Source organism: Streptomyces cynarae (genome assembly GCF_025642135.1).
In the GTDB taxonomy this organism is placed as follows: Bacteria; Actinomycetota; Actinomycetes; order Streptomycetales; family Streptomycetaceae; genus Streptomyces; species Streptomyces cynarae.
Genome location: NZ_CP106793.1, coordinates 2,150,746 through 2,171,264 on the forward strand (window position 1 = coordinate 2,150,746; position 20,519 = coordinate 2,171,264).

Genomic DNA, 20,519 nt, shown 5'->3' on the forward strand with positions numbered 1-20,519 from the left:
CATGCTCGAAGACCGTACGACCGCAGCGTCCCCGACCGCCTGGCCGGCCGCGTATCCGGAGGGGTACGCGGTCGTCGACGTGGAGACCACCGGCCTGGCCCGGGACGACCGGATCATCTCGGCCGCCGTCTACCGGCTGGACGCGCGCGGTGAGGTCGAGGACCACTGGTACACGATGGTCAATCCGGAGCGCGACCCGGGCCCGGTGTGGATCCACGGTCTGACGAGCGAGGCCCTCGAAGGGGCGCCCCTGTTCCAGGACGTCGCCGAGGAGTTCGCGGCCCGGCTCGACGGCCGCGTGCTCGTCGCGCACAACGCGGTCTTCGACTGGCAGATGATCGCCCGGGAGTACGCGCGCGCGGAGCGCGAGGCGCCGGTCCGTCAGCGGCTGTGCACCATCGCGCTGTCGAAGGAACTGCGCCTGCCGCTGGCCAACCACAAGCTGGAGACGCTGGCCGCGCACTTCGGGGTGGTCCAGCAGCGGGCGCACCACGCGCTGGACGACGCGCGGGTGCTGGCCGAGGCGTTCCGGCCGAGTCTGCACGCCGCCGCCCGGGGCGGCGTACGGCTGCCGCTGCTGGAGTGCCGCCCGCTGACGGAGTGGTCCGCCGCCCCCACGGTGCCCCGCCAGTCCTCCGGGGGCTACCGCCCGAGCAGTTGGCGCCCCTCCCGCAGACGCCCCTCCTGCCCCTACCCCAACCCGGGGCGGTACGAGGAAGGCAAACGGCTCAAGCAGGGCATGCGGGTGGCGTTCTCCGGGGACACCTCGGTCGACCGGGAGCTGCTGGAGGACCGTGCCGTCGAGGCGGGGCTGCACGTGGCGACGAGCCTGTCCCGGCTCACCAGCCTGCTCGTCACCAACGACCCGGACTCGGGCACGTCCAAGACGGTGAAGGCGCGGCAGTACGGGACACCGGTGATCGACGAGGCGGCGTTCGGGCAGCTGCTGCGGGACGTGGAGCCGGCGTCGCCGGAGTGATGCGTACCGTCGGCGGAGCGACCCGTACGGACGGGTGATTGCCGCGCGACTCGCCCGGCGCCCGCTCGCCCGCGCAGCGGCGACGGCTCACGCTGTGGCGCATGGCACGTTGCGAGGTCTGCGGGAACGACTACGGCATGACGTTCGAGGTGCACGCGCAGGGCGCGGTGCACGTCTTCGACTGTTTCGCCTGCGCCATCCACCGTATGGCGCCCATCTGCGAACACTGTCGCGTCCAGATCATCGGCCAGGGCGTCGACGTCGACGGCCACTGGTACTGCGGCGCGCACTGCGCCCGCGCGGAGGGGCAGGTGGGGATCGTCGACCGGGTCTGAGGCACCCCCGTGCGGGCGCGGCACGGTCCGAGATGTACCGTCGTGGGGTGTACCGCTTCCTGTTGTCCCGGCAGTGGGTGATCCTCACCCTCGTGGCTCTCCTGCTCATCCCCACGATGATCAGGCTGGGTTTCTGGCAGCTGCACCGTCACGACCACAGGCAGGCGCTGAACAAGCTGATCAACGAATCGCTGGCGGCGCCGCCCGTGCCCGCCGAGTCGCTCACCTCGGTGGGCGGGACCATCCGGCACGAGGACCTCTACCGCCGGGTGACCGCCAAGGGCCACTTCGACACGGCGCACGAACTGGTGGTGCGCCGTCGTACGAACGCCAATGGTGACGTCGGCTACCACGTGGTGACTCCTTTCGTGCTGAACGACGGCAGGACGCTCCTGGTCAACCGCGGCTGGATCGACTCCCCCGCCTCGCAGACCGCCTTCCCGGACATCCCGGCACCCGCCCAGGGCGAGATCACGGTCACCGGCCGGCTGATGCAGGACGAGACGACGGCCGCGAGCGGCATCAAGAACCTCAAGGGGTTGCCCGACCGCCAGATCATGCTGATCAACAGCGAGCAGGTCGGCGCTCTGCTGCGCGACGCGGGCGACACCTCCGCCAAGGAGATGCTCGGCGGCTACGTCGAACTGGTCTCCCCTGCCCCGAAGGGCGGCAGCCCCGAACTGATCCCGTCGCCCAAGGAGGACAGCAGCTGGATCGGGCTCGGCGACATCAACCTGCCGTACGCCGTCCAGTGGTGGCTGTTCGCGGCGGGTGTCCCCCTCGGCTGGGTGATCCTGGTCCGCCGCGAGGCCCGGGAGCGGGCGAAGGCGGCGCAGGAGACGAGCGAGGAGCCGGCACCGGCCACGGTGTGACCGCGGCCGGGTCCGCTCGGGTGCGCAAGGGGTCGGCCGGGCGGTCCCGCCGGTGGAGAACGTGCGGGGCGGGCGCGCGGGTGTCAGGTCGGGACGGCGCGCCCGCCCCGCGGTCCGTCGGCCGGTGTCAGCAGCAGCGGCCCTGCGGGTGGGTCTCCCGGTGCAGTGTGCGCAGCACCTCGTACTCGCGGCGGGTGGGCACCGGAGCGAGGGGGTGGTGGCGGCGGCGGCGCTCGCAGTAGCGGTCGTACTCCGCCTCCCCGGTCAGCTCGCGCAGGTACCAGCGCACGGCTCCCGCCCACTGCCGGGCGTTCATGACCGGGCTCCCACCAGTGCGTCGGCGGCCTGCTCGGGCACGTCGAGGCGGGATTCCACGTACGGGGCCTCGGCGGTCGGCAGTGCCCCGGGAGAGCGGACGGCCCGCACGCACACCACCGCCGCGTTGACGATCACGACCGCGACGAGCAGCAGGAACAGCGCGATCAGCACCCCGTCGACCGTCGAGTTGGTGACCACGGTGTGCATGTCGTGGGCGTTCTTGGCGGGCGGCAGGACCTGGCCGGCGTCGAGGGCGTCGGCGTACTTGGTCCGCTGGGCGAAGAACCCGACGCGCGGGTCACCGGAGAAGATCTTCTGCCAGCTCGCGGTGAAGGTCACGGCGACCACCCAGGCCAGCGGAATGCCGGTGACCCAGGCCCAGCGCAGCCGCCCGGACTTGATCAGGACGGTGGTGCAGACGGCGAGGGCGATGGCGGCGAGCAGCTGGTTGGCGATGCCGAAGAGCGGGAAGAGCTGGTTGATCCCGCCCAGCGGGTCGGTGGCGCCGGTGTAGAGGAAGTAGCCCCAGGCGGCCACGACCAGACCGCTGCACAGCCAGATGCCCGGCTTCCAGGTGACCCGGCCGACGGGCTTCCACACGTTGCCGAGCATGTCCTGGAGCATGAAACGCCCCACGCGGGTACCTGCGTCGACCGTCGTCAGGATGAACAACGCCTCGAACATGATCGCGAAGTGGTACCAGAAGGCCTTCATCGCGGTGCCGCCCAGGACCCCGGAGAAGATCTCCGACATGCCGACGGCGAGGGTCGGCGCCCCGCCCGAGCGGGCGATCAGCGTCTGCTCCTCGACGGCCTTGGCGGCCTGGGTCAGCTGGTCGGGGGTGATGGTGAAGCCGAGGCCCGCCACGGCGTGCGAGGCCGACTCGGCGGTCGCGCCGAGGAGGCCCGCGGGCGCGTTCATCGCGTAGTAGAGGCCCGGCTCCAGCGTCGCGGCGGCGATCAGGGCCATGATCGCGACGAACGACTCCATCAGCATGGCGCCGTAGCCGATCATGCGGACCTGGGACTCCTTCCGGATCAGCTTCGGGGTGGTCCCGGAGGAGACCAGCGCGTGGAAACCGGACAGCGCGCCGCAGGCGATGGTGATGAACAGGAACGGGAACAGGGACCCGGCGAAGACCGGGCCCGCGCCGGAGCTCGCGAACCTGCTGACCGCGTCCGCGTGCAGCACCGGCGTGGCGACCACGACGCCGACCGCGAGCAGCCCGATGGTGCCGATCTTCATGAAGGTGGACAGGTAGTCGCGCGGCGCGAGCAGCATCCACACCGGCAGCACCGAGGCGACGAAGCCGTAGCCGATCAGGCAGAAGACCAGGGTCGTCGGGCTCAGGGTGAAGGCACCGGCGAGGGAGGAGTTCTGGACCCAGCTGCCGCCGGCGATCGCCAGGAGCAGCAGCGCGACGCCGATGAGGCTGGTCTCCACGACCCGGCCGGGGCGGATGCGGTGCAGCCAGAAGCCCATGAGCAGGGCGATGGGGACGGTCATGGCGACGGAGAAGGTGCCCCACGGGGAGTGGGCGAGCGCGTTGACCACGACCAGGGCCAGCACACCCAACAGGATGATCATGATGGCGAAGACCGCGATCAGGGCTGCGGCCCCGCCCGCCCGGCCGATCTCGTCACGGGCCATCTGCCCGAGCGACTTTCCGTCCCGCCGCATGGACAGGAACAGCACGACCATGTCCTGCACCGCCCCGGCGAAGATCACCCCGGCCACGATCCACAGGGTGCCGGGCAGGTATCCCATCTGCGCCGCGAGCACCGGACCGACCAGCGGCCCGGCGCCGGCGATCGCGGCGAAGTGGTGGCCGAGCAGCACCCGGCGGTCCGTCGGGTGGAAGTCGACGCCGTCCTCCAGCCGTTCGGCGGGGGTGGCCCGGCGGTCGTCCGGTCGCAGTACGCGGCGGGCGATGAAGCGGGAGTAGAAGCGGTAGGCGATGGCGTACGAGCCGAGCGCGGCCACCACCAGCCAGACCGCGGAGATCTTCTCCCCGCGGGCGAGCGCGAGGACGCCCCAGGCGACGGCACCGAGCAGTGAGACGGCGGTCCAGACGAGAACCGCCCGGGGGGATGTACGTGATTTCTCGGGCGCCCGGAGTCCGGATTCGGCCAGGGGTGATGCGGGCATGGCGGCTCCTCACCTCGAGGGTGGTGTGAGAATTCGTGACACTCGTGACAGGACGTGCGCGGTGCGCGCGGCTCTCCCGCTCGCTGTCGGTTCGTGCAAGAGTTGCCCACCCGCCGGAGACGGTTGACAGCGAATGTCCGGAAGATTTCCTCTCGGTTCCCTGTCCTCCGAACCGGCCGTCCGCGCAACTCTCCTGCGAGGGCACAGGCACACCAAGGACGGTGACCCATGGCCGACGGCGCCATGACCGCGACGTTCCTCGCCGTGATCGGCGGAGCGTCCCTGCTCGCCGTCACCGCGCGCCGTCTGCGGCCGAACGACCGGCTGCCCTCCCTGGAGGGCTGGGCCCTGGCCGACCGGAGCCTTGGCCCCGTGTGGACCTGGATGCTGCTCGGCGGCACGATCTACACCGCGTACACCTTCACCGCCGTGCCCGGACTGGCGTACGGCAACGGCGCGCCCGCCTTCTTCGCGGTGCCGTACACGGTGATCGTCTGTCCGCTCGCCTTCGTCCTGCTGAGCCGCCTGTGGACCGTGGCCCGCCGGCACGGCTACATCACCGCAGCCGACTTCGTGCGCGGCCGGTACGGCTCGCCGCCGCTGGCCCTGGTGGTGGCGCTGACCGGGATCCTGGCGACGATGCCGTACCTCGCGCTGCAACTGCTCGGCATACGGGCCGTGCTGACGGCCGGGGGCGTGTATCCGCGGGGCGCCACGGGCGACCTGGTGATGGTGGCGCTCTTCGCGGGGCTCGCCGTGGCGACCTACCGGCACGGGCTGCGGGCGCCCACCGTGATCGCCGCACTGAAGGCGGTGGCCGTGTTCGTCTCGCTCACCGCCGTCACCTGGCTCGTCCTCGACCGGCTCGGCGGTCCCGGCCCGGTCTTCGACGGCGCGGCCCGGCGCCTCAGCGGCACGGACACGGCGCACTCCGCGCTGTTGCTCACCCCTGCCCAGCAGCCCGCCTACGCCACCCTCGCCCTGGGCTCCGCGCTGGCCCTGTTGATGTACCCGCACGTGCTCACCGCCGGTTTCGCCGCCGACGGCCCGCGCACCCTGCGCAAGACCGCGGTGGCGCTGCCCGCCTGGACGGGGCTGCTCGCGCTCTTCGGTTTCCTCGGCATCGCGGCCCTCGCGGCCGGGGTGCGGGCGCCGGCGGGCGGTGCCGAGGCGGCCGTGCCGATGCTGGTGGACCGGCTGATGCCGGGGCCGCTGGCCGGACTGGTGTTCGGCGCGATCACGGTGGGCGCACTGGTCCCCGCCTCGGTGATGTCGATCGCGGCCGCCACGAGTTTCGTACGCAACGTGTACGTCGAGTACGTGCATCCGACGGCCACGCCCAAGCGGCAGGTGCGCATCGCGCGGGCGGTGTCGCTCACCGCGAAGGTGGGCGCGGTGGCGTTCGTGTTCGGGCTGCGCGACCAGGACGCCGTCAACCTCCAACTGCTGGGCGGGGTGTGGATCCTGCAGATCTTCCCCGCGGTGGCCGTGGGCCTGTTCACCGGACGGCTGCACCCCCGGGCGCTGCTCGCCGGGTGGGGCGCGGGCATGGTGGCCGGCACCTTCCTGGTGGTGCGGGAGGGGTTCTCCTCGATCGTGCCCTTCGCCACCGGCCGACCGCCGCTGGAGATCTACGCGGGGCTCGCCGCCCTGCTCCTCAACCTGATCGTCGCCGTGGTGGGGACCGCGGCCCTCGAACGCCTCGGCGTCCCGCGCGGCGCCGACGCGACCGACCTGCCGTCGCGCCTGACCGTCAGACGGCGCCCCGAGACGGGAGCGAACAACCCGTGAGACGCAGACAGCACACCCCCGTCACGCTGGCCCCCGCGCCACAGCCCGCCGGGCCGCCCGAGGCCCTCGCCCCCGCGGTGAGCGACCCGGCGGAGCTGGAGCGCGAGGCCGGTGTGGCCCGCCTGTTCGAGCGGCACTACGCCTCGATGCTGCGCCTGGCGGTGCTGCTGGGCGCCGACGACCCGGAGAACGTGGTGGCCGAGGCCTACTACCAGATCTACCGGAAGTGGCGGCGTCTGAAGGACACCGAGGCGGCGGAGGCGTACCTGCGCTCCACCGTCTGCAATCTGACGCGGATGCGCATACGCCACCTCCAAGTGGCCCGCAAGCACGAGGAGAAGCCCACGGAGGAGGTCGTCGCCTCCGCCGAGAGCACCGCGCTCCTCCACGACGACCAGCGGGTGCTGATCCGCGCCCTCCAGCAGCTGCCCGCCCGGCAACGGGAGGCGCTCGTGCTGCGGCACTGGCTCGGACTGAAGGAGCAGGAGATCGCCGCGGCGATGGGGATCTCCTGCGGATCGGTCAAGACCCACACGGCGCGCGGCATCGCCGCCCTGACCCAGGCGATGGAGGCCCGGCGATGACGCATCGAGATGCGACTCCGTCGCGTGGCACCGGTCCGGACCGTACGGAGCGGGAGCTGCGCGAGGCCCTCGCCGCGCTGGCGGACGGGGTGCACGCCGCCCCCGACGCCTACCGGACGGCGCGCGGCACGTGGCTGCGCCGCGAGCGCCGACGCCGGCTCGTCCTCACCGTGCTGGTCGCGGTCGTCTTCACCCTGGCCACGCTGATCGGCCTGTGGGTCCTCAACCAGACCCCGTCGCACCCGGGGGTGATCTTCTCCGGCGCGGGTGCCACGAGCACGGGCAGCGCCACACACCACGCGGCGTCACTCCCCCGGCCCACCCCCTGATTGCCCCGTCGGCCCATCGGGAACCCGCTTCCCGTGCATCCGCGGATCGAGGACTACGCACTCATCGGCGACGAACAGACCGCCGCCCTGGTCGGCCGGGACGGGTCCATCGACTGGCTGTGCCTGCCCCGCTTCGACTCGCCCGCCTGCTTCGCCAAGCTGCTCGGCACCGAGGAGCACGGCCACTGGAGGATCGCGCCCAGGGGCGCCCGCCTGTGCACGCGCCGGGCCTACCGCCCCGACACCCTCGTCCTCGACTCCGACTGGGACACCCCGGACGGCACGGTCCGCGTCACCGACTTCATGCCCCAGCGCGACCGCGCCCCCGACGTCGTACGCGTCATCGAGGGCCTGGCCGGCCGGGTCACCGTGCACGGTGAGCTCCGGCTGCGTTTCGACTACGGCTCGATCGTGCCGTGGATGCGGCGGAGCGACGGTCACCGGGTGGCCGTGGCAGGACCGGACTCGGTGTGGTTGCGCAGTGAGCCCCCCGTGCGCATCTGGGGCGAGGACTTCGCCACCCACTCCGAGTTCACGGTGGGCAAGGGGGACAGGGTCGCCTTCGTCCTGACCTGGCATCCCTCGCACGAGCCCCGCCCCGCCCTCGTCGACCCGTTCGAGGCGCTGGACAGCAGTGTCGAGGACTGGCGCGCGTGGGCGGCGCGGTGCCGTTACCGCGGCCCGCACCGGGAGGTGGTGGTCCGCTCCCTGATCACCCTGAAGGCGCTCACCTACGCGCCCACCGGCGGTATCGTCGCGGCCCCCACGACCTCCCTGCCGGAGTCCCTGGGCGGCGTACGCAACTGGGACTACCGCTACAGCTGGCTGCGCGACTCCACACTCACCCTCCAGGCCCTGCTGGCGGCCGGCTACCACGAGGAGGCCGAGGCCTGGCGCGACTGGCTGCTGCGCGCGGTCGCCGGCAAGCCGGCGGACCTGCAGATCATGTACGGCATCTCGGGCGAGCGACGGCTGCCCGAGTACGAGCTGCCCTGGCTGCCCGGTTTCCACGGCTCGGCGCCGGTCCGGGTCGGCAACGACGCGGTGAAGCAGTTCCAGCTGGACGTGTACGGCGAGGTCATCGACTCCCTGTCGGTGGCCCGCAGCGCGGGACTGCCGGTGCGGCCGCACATGTGGCGGGTGCAGTGCGCGCTGCTGGAGTTCCTGCGGACGGCCTGGCGGCAACCGGACGCGGGGCTGTGGGAGGTGCGCGGGCGGCGCCGCCACTTCGTGTACTCGAAGGTGATGGCGTGGGTGGCCGCCGACCGCGCCGTCCGCACCCTGGAGGAGCATCCGCACCTCGACGGCGACCTCGACGGCTGGCGGGCCATGCGGGAGGAGGTGCACCGGGAGGTGTGCGAGCGGGGCTACGACCCCGACCGCAACACGTTCACCCAGTACTACGGCTCACGGGCGCTCGACGCCTCGCTGCTGCAGATCCCGCTCGTCGGCTTCCTGCCGCCGGACGACCCGCGGGTGACCGGAACGATCGACGCCGTGCGCGCGGAGCTGTCCTGCGACGGTCTCCTGCTCAGGTACGACCTGGGGCACACGGACGTGGACCCGCTGCCGGGCGAGGAGGGCGCGTTCCTCGCGTGCTCGTTCTGGCTCGCGGACGCCCTGCACCTCACCGGCCGCACGGACGAGGCCCGGGAGTTGTTCGAACGGCTGGTCGGGCTGTGCAACGACGTCGGTCTGCTCGCCGAGGAGTACGACCCGGTGACCGGCCGGCAGCTCGGCAACTTCCCGCAGGCGTTCAGCCATCTCGGCCTGGTGGGGACCGCCCTCGCCCTGGACGGGGGCGAGAAGGCAGGATAGGGGCCATGGATCTTGGACTGAAGGACCGGGTGTACGTCGTCACCGGGGCGACCCGCGGGCTGGGCAACGCGGCCGCGCGGGAACTCGTCGCAGACGGGGCGAAGGTGGTGATCACCGGCCGCGACGGGAAGCGGGCCGAGGCGGCGGCGGCGGAGCTGGGCGCGAACGCCGTGGGCGTGTCCGCCGACAACTCCGACCCGCAGGCGGCGGCCCGGCTGATCGCGACGGCCCGTGAGCACTTCGGCGGCTTCGACGGCATCCTCATCAGCGTCGGCGGGCCGCCGGCCGGAGGGGTCGCCGACAACACGGACGAGCAGTGGACCGCGGCGTTCGAGTCGGTCTTCCTGGGCGCGGTGCGGCTGGCCCGCGGGGCCGCCGCGGAGCTGACCGAGGGCGGCGTCATCGGGTTCGTGCTGTCCGGTTCCGTGTACGAGCCGATCCCGGGGCTGACCATCTCCAACGGGCTGCGCCCCGGGCTCGCGGGCTTCGCCAAGTCCATCGCGGACGAGCTGGGCCCGCGCGGCATCCGGGTCGTCGGCCTGCTCCCGGCCCGCATCGACACCGACCGGGTGCGCGAGCTGGACGCCCTGTCCCCCGACCCGGAGGCGGCCCGCGCGGCCAACGAGTCCCGCATCCCGCTGCGCCGCTACGGCACCCCGGACGAGTTCGGCCGCACGGCCGCGTTCCTGCTGTCCCCGGCGGCGTCGTACCTGACCGGCATCATGCTCCCGGTGGACGGCGGGGCGCTCCACGGCTTCTGAGCAGGGCCGACCCACGGCGCTCGGGCGCCGGCGCCGGAGGCCACGCAGCCGTCCACGGGCCTCGGGCCGCCCCGGACCCCGCGCGCAGCCGACCGACGGCGCCCTGGTCGATGCCGAACGCGCCGCAGGCGTATCCGGGCAGGCCGAGTCGCCAGGCCCGCGCGTCGCGGGCCTGGTTCGAGGCACGTCTATTCGCCGACGCCCGCAAGATCCCGCAGCCGCCGGGCCTGGGCGGCTCGTTCCGCCGCGCGCTGGGCCTCGTAGGTCCGCTCCTGCGCGCCGCGCAGCAGCGCCTTGGTCTCGATCACGGCGTCGCGGGGCGCCGCGAGCAGGGCGGTCGCCAGGTCCCGTACCGTCTCGTCGAGCTGGTCGTGCGACACGGCGATGTTCGCGAGTCCGGTGGTCACTGCTTCCTCGGCCCCGACGAAGCGGCCCGTCGCGCAGATCTCCAGCGCGCGGGCATAGCCGACCAGGCCCACCAGCGGATGCGTGCCGGTGAGGTCCGGTACCAGGCCCAGGCTCGTCTCGCGCATGGCGAACTGCACGTCGTCGGCGACGACGCGCAGGTCACAAGCGAGGGCGAGCTGGAACCCCGCTCCGATCGCATGTCCCTGGACAGCGGCGATCGACACGATGTCGCTCTGCCGCCACCAGGTGAACGCCTCCTGGTACCCGGCGATGGTGGCGTCCAGCTCCGCGTCGCCGCTGCGCGCGAGGTCGATGAAGGTCGGTTCGCCCTCGATCCCCTCGGGCGTGAACATCTGACGGTCCAGCCCGGCCGAGAACGACTGACCCTCGGCACGCAGCACGACCACGCGGACCGAACCGGGCAGCGCCCGCCCGGCCTCCGTCAGCGCCCGCCACAGAGCGGGGCTCTGCGCGTTGCGCTTGGCCGGGTTGGTCAGCGTCACCGTGGCGATCGCCTCGTCGACGGTGAGCCGTACGCCGTCCTTGTCGAGTACCGGGTCGAGCGAAGCCATGGGGCGCCTCCGATGGGTGCGGTCAGCAGCGGATGCCGTGGCACGGCATCCTAAGTGACTGCACAGTAACCACCCGATCGGTCGCCTGACCGACCGGGTGGCCACCACCGAAGCCGATGGGCCGCCCGGCGTCAGGCCGACTGGGCCTTCTTGCCCCGCGTCGCCCCGCCACGCCCTCGGAGCGTGACGCCCGACTCGCTGAGCATCCGGTGGACGAAGCCATACGAGCGGCCGGTCTCCTCGGCCAGCGCCCGGATGCTCGCACCGGAGTCGTACTTCTTCTTCAGGTCTGCCGCGAGCTTGTCGCGCGCGGCGCCGGTCACCCGGCTGCCCTTCTTCAGAGTCTCGGCCACCCGTGCCTCCTCATGGGAAGTGCGCTCTGGTCTCCTCATGATCACCCCTCCGGGGCGCGATGGCCACCCATTCGGCAAGGTCCGTGCGACAAGGTTGTGACGACAGGAGCGCATCCCCACGAGTGGAATCCGGGATTCCGCCCGGTCGTGTCCGTACACCCGAACGGGTTCATCGGGGAATCACCAGGTCAGCGACGCGCGACGGCCGAGCCCGCCCCACGGAGCAGCTCGGCCGTCGAATCGATGCAGGACACACCCGGGTACGAGGAGACCTCACACAGATGATGGATCACGGATCGGCCGAATGATCCATACGCAGTGGATCAGCCGTTCGATCAAGCGCCCCTGACCGCCCGGCGCGGGGCGGTCAGGCGAGCGTGACGAGGTCGGCGTAGTCCGCGCCCCACAGGTCCTCGACCCCGTCCGGCAGCAGGATGATCCGCTCCGGCTGGAGCGCCTCCACCGCGCCCTCGTCGTGGGTGACGAGCACGACCGCGCCCTTGTAGGTGCGCAGCGCGCCGAGGATCTCCTCGCGGCTGGCCGGGTCGAGGTTGTTGGTCGGCTCGTCGAGCAGCAGCACGTTCGCGGACGACACCACGAGCGTGGCGAGGGCGAGACGGGTCTTCTCACCACCGGACAGAACGGCGGCGGGCTTGTCCACGTCGTCGCCGGAGAACAGGAACGAGCCGAGCACCTTGCGGACCTCGACCAGGTCCATGTCGGGCGCGGCGGAGCGCATGTTCTCCAGCACCGTGCGGTCGGGGTCGAGGGTCTCGTGCTCCTGCGCGTAGTAGCCGAGCTTGAGGCCGTGACCGGGGACGACCTTGCCGGTGTCCGGCTGCTCGACGCCCGCGAGCAGGCGCAGCAGGGTGGTCTTGCCCGCGCCGTTGAGGCCCAGGATGACGACCCGGGAGCCCTTGTCGATGGCCAGGTCGACGTCGGTGAAGATCTCCAGGGAGCCGTACGACTTCGACAGCCCCTCGGCCATCAGCGGGGTCCTGCCGCAGGGGGCCGGCTCGGGGAAGCGGAGCTTGGCCACCTTGTCCTGCTGGCGGACCTCGTCCAGGCCGGCCAGCAGCTTCTCGGCGCGGCGGGCCATGTTCTGCGCGGCGACCGTCTTGGTGGCCTTGGCGCGCATCTTGTCGGCCTGGGCGTTGAGCGCGGCGGCCTTCTTCTCGGCGTTGGCACGCTCACGCTTGCGGCGCTTCTCGTCGGCCTCGCGCTGCTGCTGGTAGAGCTTCCAGCCCATGTTGTAGACGTCGATCTGGGCGCGGTTGGCGTCCAGGTAGAACACCTTGTTGACGACCGTCTCGACCAGGTCGACGTCGTGCGAGATGACGATGAAGCCGCCGCGGTAGGTCTTCAGGTAGTCCCGCAGCCAGATGATCGAGTCCGCGTCGAGGTGGTTGGTCGGCTCGTCGAGCAGCAGGGTGTCCGCGTCGGAGAACAGGATGCGGGCCAGCTCGATACGGCGGCGCTGACCGCCGGAGAGCGTGTGCAGGGGCTGGCCGAGCACCCGGTCGGGCAGGTTGAGCGCGGCGGCGATGGTGGCGGCCTCGGCCTCGGCGGAGTACCCGCCCTTGGTGAGGAACTCGGTCTCCTGGCGCTCGTACTGCCGAAGGGCCTTCTCGCGGGTGGACCCCTTGCCGGTGGCGATGCGCTGCTCGTTCTCGCGCATCTTGCGGATCAGGACGTCGAGGCCGCGCGCGGAGAGGATGCGGTCGCGGGCCAGGACGTCGAGGTCGCCGGTGCGCGGGTCCTGCGGGAGGTAGCCGACCTCGCCGGAGCGCGTGACGGTGCCCGCGGCGGGGATGCCCTCGCCCGCGAGGACCTTGGTGAGGGTGGTCTTCCCGGCGCCGTTGCGGCCGACGAGGCCGATGCGGTCGCCCTTGGTGACGCGGAAGGTGGCGTTCTCGATGAGGATGCGGGCACCGGCGCGCAGCTCGATGCCGGAGGCGGAGATCACGGACAGACTCCTGGGCTGGGGGTCCCCTGCTCGAACGGAGTCGAGAGCTCGGGGGAGGGCGGCGGGATGGGCGGCTGAGGACGTTCCCGCCGTCTAATGCGCGAGGAGAATGGCCATGGGCCCCAGTCTAACGGGGCGGTGCAAGCACTTTTTCCGTGCGCGGCGTCCCGCGCTGTGCCGTCCGTCCTTCGCGCCAGCGTGACGGCGGTGGTGTGACGTTCACTACGCGGCGGCGGAGGATACGCGTGGGCACGGCACACCGGGGCGCGACGCGGCCGGTGCGTCCCCCGTTCGGGCCACGGCCGGGCGTCGTGCCGTGGGGCGGTGCCAGGCTGGCACTCCCGGCGCCAGGCCCTGTCGTCGAACTCCCGTCGTCAGCAGCGTTGTCAGTGGCCGGTGCCAGACTGAGCGACGGGCCGGGATTCGGGCCGGACACCGGAGGGAGTGACGGCGATGGCGGGCATGGACGGCAGGCGTCCGAGCATCTGCCCGACGCTGCTGTACGCGGACGCGAAGGCGGCGATCAGGCAGCTCACGGAGGCCTTCGGTTTCACGGAGCTGTCGGTGTACGAGGGCGAGGACGGCTCGGTGCTGCACGCCGAGCTGGTGCAGGGCAACGGCGTGGTGATGCTGGGTTCGAAGGGCCGCGGCGGCCCCTTCGACGAGGCGATGAGGGGGGCGGGTCCCTGCGGGGTGTACGTCGTGGTGGACGACGTCGACGCACACCACCAGCGGGCCGTGGAGCACGGCGCGGAGATCCTGATGCCCCCGACGGACCAGGACTACGGATCGCGGGACTACATGGCCCGGGACGACGAGGGCAACATCTGGAGTTTCGGCACGTACGCCCCCGAGGCAGCCGCCTGACGGCCTCTGTTCGAGGGGGTCAGCTGCCTCCGGTGTGGACCTGGAAGGCGGCTCGGCGCACGGCCCTGGCGAGCGCCGGGTCCGGGTGGGCGGCGGCGAGCGCGACCAGGACCTGGACGGTACGGGGGTGTCCGACCGCGCGCACCTCGTCGAGCAGCGCGGGCACGGTGGCCTGCACGGCGGACTCAAGGTGGCGGACCAGGAGCGGGGCCTCACCGTGGTCGGCGACGGCGGCGGCGGTGTCGACCCACAGCCAGGTGGCCTCCTCACGGGTGAGCACCTCGTGGGCGTCCTCCGGGTCGGCGCCGTCGTGCTCGGCGAGCCAGAGCAGGGCGTAGGGGCGCAGCGTGGTGTCCTCGGCGGCGCGGCGCACCTCGGGCTCGGCGGGCGCGCCGACCACGCGCAGCGCCTCGAAGGCCAGTCCGCGCAGCAGGGCGTCCTCGCCACGGGCGGCGCCGAGGAGTTCGGTGACGGCGCTGCCGACGGGGCGGGCGGCCAGCCAGGCGCGGTACTCGGCGCGAGCCGCGTTCGGACGGAGCTGGGCGCAACCGCGGAGCATGTCCTCGGCGTTCTGCTCGATGTTCCCTGCGGGGCTCTGCGCGGCGACGCAGATCTGCTCCAGCTTGACCCAGACCGCCCAGCTGCCGAGCGGGGTGAGGGTGGCCTGCCCGTCGGCGCAGGTGAGGGCGCCGACGTAGGCGAGCGCGTCGAGGGCCCAGGCGAGCAGGGGGGCCAGCTCGGACTCGTCGGCGGAGTCGGGGACCGGCGGCACGACAGGCTCGGGCCGGGGTCCGTAGGGGACCTCGCAGCGCTCGGTGCGCAGTTCGGTGACCCGCTGCTGGAGCAGGTCGAGGAGCTGCTCGACGGGCACGGGCCCGGCGGACAGCTGGAGGAAGGAGAGCACCTGGGGCATGGCCGAGACGACCTCGGCGACGGCGGCGTGCTCTCGGTCCGCCGGCTCGGGGCAGGCGAGCGACCAGGCGTCGAAGAGGGCGACCCAGCCGCGCAGTACGGCGGAGTCGTCCCGGTCCCAGGCGCGCAGCCGCCAGCCGGGGCGGGCGCTGTCGCCGTGCACCTCGACGAGACCGGCCAGGCGCGCGGTGTCCCAGTCGGCGCGCACCTGAGCGACGGTCAGGCCGAGGTCGGCGGCCGCCCGTTCCGCGGTGGCGTCGGACAGGGTGCCCTTGCCGTCGGGGGACGCGCCCTCGCGGCCGGGCCCTAGCGTGGCGTCGGCCCAGTGGGCGACACGGGCCGCTCCGGCCAGGCGGGCGCGGGCCATTTTCGCGAGTTCCGCGGGCGGCGGCGTGCCCTCCGGCGGCCTGGGTGCGGGGCGGCGCGTGCGGCGCTGGGTCACCGCTCGGGGGCGGCGGCCAGCGGCCGCGGTCGGACGAGTCGGAGCCTGGAGTCGCGCGGAGTACGGGACGTCACAGGTGCAGTCTTCCGGTTGACGGTCCGAAAACCCAAACGGAATGCCTCGAGGGACGCCGACGGTAGTCGGCGAGAGGGGCCTCAGAGGGCCTGGGAAGGGGGACAGCGCTGGTCGGGTGGGCCAAGCGGAAGCGGGTGCGAAGAGGCGCCGCAGCGTGTGCCCGCCGGCGCGGGCCGTTGCTCCGGAACCGTCACATCAGCGGCGTGAGGAAGCGCCGCATGGCCTCCTCGTAGGCCTCGGGGTCGGCGTTCCACATGGCGCCGTGCGGGGCGTTCTCCACCGTGTGCAGGGTGACCAGGTTCGCGCGCCGTTCGGCGAGACGGCGTGAAAGCCCCCAGGGGGCGATCGTGTCGTCGGGCCCGTGGAAGATCAGCACCGGCACGTTGAGGTGCTGCGGGTCCGCAGCCTTCTGGGTGCGGTCGCCGTGCACACCGGTGCGGCCCTGCGCGGCGCGGACGGCCAGCGGCAGCAGGGCTCCGGGGTGCGGCGGGCGGCGGCCAGGGCGCGCAGCGTGGCCTCCCAGCTGAGGACGGGTGAGTCCAGGACGAGCCCGGAGACCCGCTCGCGCACCGCCGAGTGGGCTGCGGCGTGCAGCGCCATGGCGGCGCCGGTGGACCAGCCGTGCAGCACGACCCGTTCGGCCCCGGACCGCACCGCGTGGCGGATCGCGGCGTCCACGTCGCGCCACTCGGTCTCGCCGAGGTGGTTCAGGCCGTCCGGGGAGCGGGGCGCCCCGGGGTCGCCGCGGTAGGCGATGTCGAGGACCGGGAAGTGGTGGCGCTGCAGGAATCCCATGACGTTCATGGGGTGTTCGCGGGTGGTGCCCAGCCCGTGCACGGTGATCACCCAGGTGTCACGGGCGCCCGGCAGGAACCAGGCGGGCAGGGTCCCGAGTTCGCCGGGCACCTCCACGTCGGTGTGGTCGAGGCCGAGGGCGGTGCGGGGATCGCCGGTGTACAGGGCGGGGGTGAGCCAGACCTTGTCACCGGGCTCGAGCGTGCCGTGCGTGACGCGTTCCAGACGGCGTACGACCGTGTCGACGGTGTGCGGGGCGGAGTCCAGGACCGGGCCGACGACCGCGTGCGAGCCGTTACCGGTCAGCCCGTAGGTGCCGGGACGCTGGGAGGCCAGGTCACGGGTGAGGGCGATCCGGCCGGCCGCCAGGGAGTGCACGGTGAGGCGGGGTTCCGTGGGCAGCGGACGCCCCGGCGGCGCCTTCAACGCGGCGTCGCTGGCGAAGCGGCCCGCGGCGACGCCGGCGGCGCCCGCGGCGATGGCTACGGTGACGGCTGCGGCCGCCGCTTTCACAGTGCGCATCCATCCAGTCTCCCGGTGGAGCCCGCCCCCGGCCAGTGGGGAGAAGGGCGCGGTGTGACCCACGGGGCGCCCCGCAAGGCGGCCCCGGCCGGCCGGTCCACTAGGGGTTCGTCGACCCCTGATGCTGCCCGTACCCCCGCAACCGCTCCCCTACCTCCGCCACCTGTTCCCGGCTGAGCAGGTGCGGGGTGAGGCCCGGCACGGACGACGCCGTCAGCCACACGCGGCACATCCACTCCAGCTGGGCCGTGCGGTCGTAGGCCTGGTCCAGCGAGGCACCGTGGGCGACCGTGCCGTGGTTCTGCAGCAGGCAGGCGCTGCGGTCGGTCAGGGCGCGGAGCATGTTCTCGGCCAACTCGGGGGTGCCGTAGGTCGCGTAGGGCGCGACCCGGACCGCACCTCCCAGCGCGGCGGCCATGTAGTGGATCAGCGGCAGCTCCTGTACGAGCGTGGAGACGGCCGTGGCGTCGGGGGCGTGGGTGTGCACGACGGCCCGGGCGTCCGTCGTGCGGTAGACGGCCAGGTGCATGGGCAGCTCGCTGGTCGGGCGCAGCGTGCCGAGCACTTGGTGTCCGTCCAGGTCGACCCCGACCACGTCGCCCGGCGTCAGCCGCTCGTACGGCACTCCGGTGGGGGTGACCAGCACGGTGTCGCCGACGCGTACGGAGACGTTGCCGGAGGTACCGACGACCAGTCCGTCGGCGACCGTGCGGCGGGCCGTCGCGACGAGCTGGTCCCAGGCCCGCGCCACCTCCCCCGCCGCGGCCGCCCCCCGCCCGTGCCGTACGGCCTCCCGGGCGTCCCCTGCGTCATGTCGCTGATCGGCCATGCCGCGATCCTGCCAGGCGGGGTCCGCGCGGGGGTGGCCCGGCGCACAGCAGGCCGGAAGCCACGGGCCCGGAAGTGTACATATATGGACACACCTCCCCCAGGAGGCGGTTACACCAGCGAGAGGCTGGAGGGTGACCGAAATCTCTTCAGCCGGTCCCGGGACCGGCTGAAGCGGTTCACGACGAGCCGGCGAAGAGCCCGGCGCAACTCCCCGAGACGTCCCCCGGACACGTACCAGAGCTTCCGGAAGCCTGAATTGCGGCTTCGTTCGAGGTGCGACCCCCGTCGGCCGACCACAAACGGAACGCCGATACGCCGATCGGTACACCCTGCGGCCCGTCTCAGTTCATCTTCCGTTCACCCAGGTTGCCTACGGTCCAACAGCCACTGACCTTCCCCACAGAAGCCTGGGTAAATGGAACACATCACGCTCCTCCTCGGAATCGTGATCGTCACCGCTCTCGTGTTCGATTTCACGAACGGTTTCCACGACACAGCCAACGCGATGGCGACGACCATCTCGACTGGCGCCCTGAGGCCCAAGACGGCGGTGGCGATGTCCGCCGCGCTGAACCTCCTCGGCGCCTTCCTCTCTGTCGAGGTCGCCAAGACGATCTCCGGCGGCATCATCAACGAACAGGGCATACGCGTCGAAGTGATCTTCGCCGCCCTGGTGGGCGCCATCCTGTGGAACCTGCTGACCTGGCTCCTGGGTCTGCCGTCCAGTTCCTCCCACGCCCTCTTCGGCGGTCTGATCGGTGCCGCCGTCACCTCGGCCGGCTGGTCCGCGGTGAACGGCTCGACGATCGTCACCAAGGTCCTGATCCCCGCGGTGGCCGCGCCGCTCGTGGCGGGCCTCGCCTCGATGCTCGCCACCCGCCTGTCGTACGTGATCGGCAGCCGCGCCGACGAGAAGGCGACCGCGAAGGGCTACCGGGCCGGCTCGATCGCCTCGGCGGGCCTGGTCTCCCTGGCCCACGGCACGAACGACGCGCAGAAGACGATGGGCATCATCACGCTGGCCCTGGTCACCGGCGGTGTCATCGCCCCCGGCTCGAACCCTCCCACCTGGGTCATCGTCTCGGCCGGTCTGGCCATCGCGCTCGGCACCTACCTGGGCGGCTGGCGCATCATCCGCACCCTCGGCAAGGGCCTGACGGACCTGGCGCCGCAGCAGGGCTTCGCCGCACAGACCAGCGCGGCGACCGCGATCCTCGCCTCCTCGCACCTCGGCTTCTCCCTCTCCACCACCCAGGTCTGCTCCGGCGCCGTCATGGGCGCGGGCCTCGGCCGCAAGGGCGGCGTGGTCCGCTGGTCCACCGCGACCCGGATGCTGACCGCGTGGGTTCTGACGCTCCCGGCGGCCGGCCTGGTCGGCGCGGGCGCCGAACTCCTCACCAAGCAGGGCACCTGGGGCACGGTCGCCACCGGCGTGCTGCTGGTCGCCGGCGCCGGGGTCATCTGGACCCTGTCGCGCCGCAAGCCGGTCACGGTGGACAACGTCAACGACATCGAGACGGAGCCCGCGGGCGTCGTCACCGCGGCGATCGCGGCGGTCATCCCGCCCCCGGCGGGCCCCGTCGCCGCGGCCGACAGCGCGGCGCCCGGCACCGCCCCGGCGGACACGGACGCCACCACCGACCTGCAGGCCACGATCCCGGCCCCTGACGGCCCCTCCGCGGAGCCGGCCCCCGCCGCCACGGTTTAAGGAATCACCACTCATGAAGATCGACTGGGCAGCCCTCGGCTCCGTCTTCGGCGTCAGCCTCGGGGTCACCGTGGCCCTGGTGGCCCTGTTCACCCTGGGCGTCGTGGGCCTCACCAAGAAGGACTCGGCCCGGGGCGGCGCGGCCGCCCTGGCGGCGACCGGCGCCTACGCCTGCTTCGCGGCCTGCGCGGCTGCGGTCGCGTACGGTATCCATCTGATCGTCGCCTGACGGCCGGAGCACTTCGGAATCGCACACGCAGCGCTGTCGCTGCGCGTCACCCCCGCAGCGGTGTCGCTGCGGGGGTTTCTCGCGTTACCGAGGTCAAGGGGTCCGCGAGTCGCGTTGCCGGACGGCCGCCGTCGCCCGGCCCAGGACACGGAGACGCTCCGCGACCGGGGTGAGGCCCCACCACAGGCCCGCGCAGGCGGCGGCCGCGATGGTGACCACCAGCCACACGAGGGCCCGCGCCGGGGTCCCGGGCACCAGCAGCGCCGCCAGCGCACCGATGCCGACTGCGAACATCCCCGTCGTCAGGGAGAAGAGTGCCAGCGGAGCCGCTGCCGCCAGCGAGGGGTGCGGCGCGTGGGGACCTCCCGCGCCTGCCGAGAATTCCTTGGCCCTGTCCCCCATGTGGGTCCCTCCCGTCCTCTGGACGGTTCGCTCGGACGCCGTCCACTGCCGGGTTTCTCGAGTCCGGCCAGCAAAGCACACCCCGCCGTACGGCGAAAGACGAGCACCGGACCGGTGCGCCGTTTCGAGTCACGCGCCGGAACGCACGCCCCTGGACCACCTACTGGGACCGTCACTTCACAACCAAAGGCGCGATTCGGGCAACTGACGCGATTTCAGTGGTGTGGGACTCAGCACACCACAGCGTCGCAGGTCAAGAGCAAGTTGACGGCTGTTCTGGGTGCGTGGTGGACTGCCGGAGCCAGTACGGCGGCAGGAGAGGAAGCCGGTGCGAGTCCGGCGCGGTCCCGCCACTGTCACCGGGGAAGAACTCCCCGGGAGCCAGGAACTCTCGCCGCCGGTCTCGTCGAACCAGGGCGTGGACACCCTGAGTGAGGACATATCGCCATGCGCGGCTGCCGATTGAGGTTCTGTCACCGAGCACTGTCCGACCGCACGGTCG

General features: G+C 72.4%; 20 protein-coding genes, 1 pseudogene and 1 riboswitch. Of the genes and pseudogenes, 11 read left to right on the plus strand and 10 right to left on the minus strand.

Annotation, left to right across the window (positions count from 1 at the left end; translation table 11 throughout):
• Position 1 precedes the first annotated feature (1 nt).
• The 3 genes from N8I84_RS10150 (at position 2) to N8I84_RS10160 (ending at position 2,186) form a co-directional block, all read left to right on the plus strand.
• A complete protein-coding gene (locus N8I84_RS10150) occupies positions 2-979 on the plus strand; it encodes a DEDDh family exonuclease (protein ID WP_263229213.1) in 978 nt (325 codons plus the stop codon).
• 101 nt (positions 980-1,080) lie between these two features.
• Positions 1,081-1,314 carry a hypothetical protein gene (locus N8I84_RS10155; RefSeq protein ID WP_103845200.1) on the plus strand — a complete coding sequence of 78 codons (234 nt, stop codon included), beginning with the start codon at positions 1,081-1,083 and terminating at the stop codon, positions 1,312-1,314.
• 47 nt (positions 1,315-1,361) lie between these two features.
• Entirely contained in the window at positions 1,362-2,186 is an 825-nt protein-coding gene (locus tag N8I84_RS10160) for an SURF1 family cytochrome oxidase biogenesis protein (protein ID WP_263229214.1), read from the plus strand.
• Positions 2,187-2,313: 127 nt separating this feature from the next.
• On the opposite strand, the gene N8I84_RS10165 is transcribed toward N8I84_RS10160, so the two are convergent.
• Positions 2,314-2,502: a YbdD/YjiX family protein gene (locus N8I84_RS10165; RefSeq protein ID WP_263229215.1), complete on the minus strand. Its 189-nt coding sequence runs from the start codon at positions 2,500-2,502 to the stop codon at positions 2,314-2,316.
• Positions 2,499-4,652: a carbon starvation CstA family protein gene (locus tag N8I84_RS10170; RefSeq protein WP_263229216.1), complete on the minus strand. Its 2,154-nt coding sequence runs from the start codon at positions 4,650-4,652 to the stop codon at positions 2,499-2,501. The genes N8I84_RS10165 and N8I84_RS10170 overlap by 4 nt, the downstream gene beginning before the upstream one ends.
• Positions 4,653-4,880: 228 nt before the next feature.
• Here N8I84_RS10170 and N8I84_RS10175 point away from each other — a divergent pair, with 228 nt between their 5' ends.
• Genes N8I84_RS10175 through N8I84_RS10195 form a run of 5 tightly spaced genes read left to right on the plus strand, consistent with a single transcriptional unit; the run spans position 4,881 to position 9,935 of the window.
• Positions 4,881-6,443 (plus strand): sodium:solute symporter family protein, encoded by a 1,563-nt coding sequence (locus tag N8I84_RS10175; protein ID WP_263229217.1) that lies wholly within the window; start codon positions 4,881-4,883, stop codon positions 6,441-6,443.
• Positions 6,440-7,027 carry a sigma-70 family RNA polymerase sigma factor gene (locus N8I84_RS10180; RefSeq protein WP_390898873.1) on the plus strand — a complete coding sequence of 196 codons (588 nt, stop codon included), beginning with the start codon at positions 6,440-6,442 and terminating at the stop codon, positions 7,025-7,027. The genes N8I84_RS10175 and N8I84_RS10180 overlap by 4 nt, the downstream gene beginning before the upstream one ends.
• Positions 7,024-7,356: a hypothetical protein gene (locus N8I84_RS10185; protein WP_263229218.1), complete on the plus strand. Its 333-nt coding sequence runs from the start codon at positions 7,024-7,026 to the stop codon at positions 7,354-7,356. The genes N8I84_RS10180 and N8I84_RS10185 overlap by 4 nt, the downstream gene beginning before the upstream one ends.
• A 33-nt stretch (positions 7,357-7,389) precedes the next feature.
• Positions 7,390-9,174 (plus strand): glycoside hydrolase family 15 protein, encoded by a 1,785-nt coding sequence (locus tag N8I84_RS10190; RefSeq protein WP_263229219.1) that lies wholly within the window; start codon positions 7,390-7,392, stop codon positions 9,172-9,174.
• 5 nt (positions 9,175-9,179) lie between these two features.
• Positions 9,180-9,935, plus strand: a complete 756-nt coding sequence (locus N8I84_RS10195) for an SDR family oxidoreductase (protein ID WP_263229220.1) — start codon at positions 9,180-9,182, stop codon at positions 9,933-9,935.
• A 188-nt stretch (positions 9,936-10,123) separates the two neighbouring features.
• On the opposite strand, the gene N8I84_RS10200 is transcribed toward N8I84_RS10195, so the two are convergent.
• The 3 genes from N8I84_RS10200 to abc-f form a co-directional block, all read right to left on the minus strand.
• A complete protein-coding gene (locus N8I84_RS10200) occupies positions 10,124-10,915 on the minus strand; it encodes an enoyl-CoA hydratase/isomerase family protein (RefSeq protein ID WP_263229221.1) in 792 nt (263 codons plus the stop codon).
• Between the two features lie 131 nt (positions 10,916-11,046).
• Positions 11,047-11,268 (minus strand): helix-turn-helix domain-containing protein, encoded by a 222-nt coding sequence (locus tag N8I84_RS10205; protein WP_030578326.1) that lies wholly within the window; start codon positions 11,266-11,268, stop codon positions 11,047-11,049.
• A gap of 367 nt (positions 11,269-11,635) precedes the next feature.
• Positions 11,636-13,234, minus strand: coding sequence for a ribosomal protection-like ABC-F family protein (abc-f, locus tag N8I84_RS10210; RefSeq protein ID WP_263229222.1), 1,599 nt, complete (start codon positions 13,232-13,234; stop codon positions 11,636-11,638).
• 453 nt (positions 13,235-13,687) lie between these two features.
• Between abc-f and N8I84_RS10215 the strand changes: the two genes are divergently transcribed.
• The gene (locus N8I84_RS10215; protein WP_263229223.1) at positions 13,688-14,101 is read left to right on the plus strand and encodes a VOC family protein; all 414 of its coding nucleotides are present in this window, start codon (positions 13,688-13,690) and stop codon (positions 14,099-14,101) included.
• A gap of 19 nt (positions 14,102-14,120) precedes the next feature.
• On the opposite strand, the gene N8I84_RS10220 is transcribed toward N8I84_RS10215, so the two are convergent.
• From N8I84_RS10220 to N8I84_RS10230, 3 genes and pseudogenes are all read right to left on the minus strand, one after another.
• Positions 14,121-15,380 (minus strand): hypothetical protein, encoded by a 1,260-nt coding sequence (locus tag N8I84_RS10220; RefSeq protein WP_263229224.1) that lies wholly within the window; start codon positions 15,378-15,380, stop codon positions 14,121-14,123.
• Between the two features lie 340 nt (positions 15,381-15,720).
• A pseudogene (locus N8I84_RS10225) lies at positions 15,721-16,847 on the minus strand (alpha/beta hydrolase).
• Positions 16,848-16,947: 100 nt separating this feature from the next.
• Positions 16,948-17,676, minus strand: a complete 729-nt coding sequence (locus N8I84_RS10230; protein ID WP_263229225.1) for a class II aldolase/adducin family protein — start codon at positions 17,674-17,676, stop codon at positions 16,948-16,950.
• A 417-nt stretch (positions 17,677-18,093) separates the two neighbouring features.
• Between N8I84_RS10230 and N8I84_RS10235 the strand changes: the two genes are divergently transcribed.
• Positions 18,094-19,386 carry an inorganic phosphate transporter gene (locus tag N8I84_RS10235; RefSeq protein ID WP_263229226.1) on the plus strand — a complete coding sequence of 431 codons (1,293 nt, stop codon included), beginning with the start codon at positions 18,094-18,096 and terminating at the stop codon, positions 19,384-19,386.
• 13 nt (positions 19,387-19,399) lie between these two features.
• Positions 19,400-19,615 carry a hypothetical protein gene (locus tag N8I84_RS10240; protein WP_103844529.1) on the plus strand — a complete coding sequence of 72 codons (216 nt, stop codon included), beginning with the start codon at positions 19,400-19,402 and terminating at the stop codon, positions 19,613-19,615.
• A gap of 93 nt (positions 19,616-19,708) precedes the next feature.
• Here N8I84_RS10240 and N8I84_RS10245 read toward each other — a convergent pair whose 3' ends face one another.
• Together N8I84_RS10245 and N8I84_RS10250 are read right to left on the minus strand one after the other, a co-directional pair.
• Positions 19,709-20,017, minus strand: coding sequence for a hypothetical protein (locus tag N8I84_RS10245; protein ID WP_263229227.1), 309 nt, complete (start codon positions 20,015-20,017; stop codon positions 19,709-19,711).
• Entirely contained in the window at positions 19,918-20,193 is a 276-nt protein-coding gene (locus N8I84_RS10250; RefSeq protein WP_263229228.1) for a DUF397 domain-containing protein, read from the minus strand. The genes N8I84_RS10245 and N8I84_RS10250 overlap by 100 nt, the downstream gene beginning before the upstream one ends.
• A gap of 94 nt (positions 20,194-20,287) precedes the next feature.
• Positions 20,288-20,428, plus strand: a riboswitch (cobalamin riboswitch).
• Positions 20,429-20,519 lie beyond the last annotated feature (91 nt).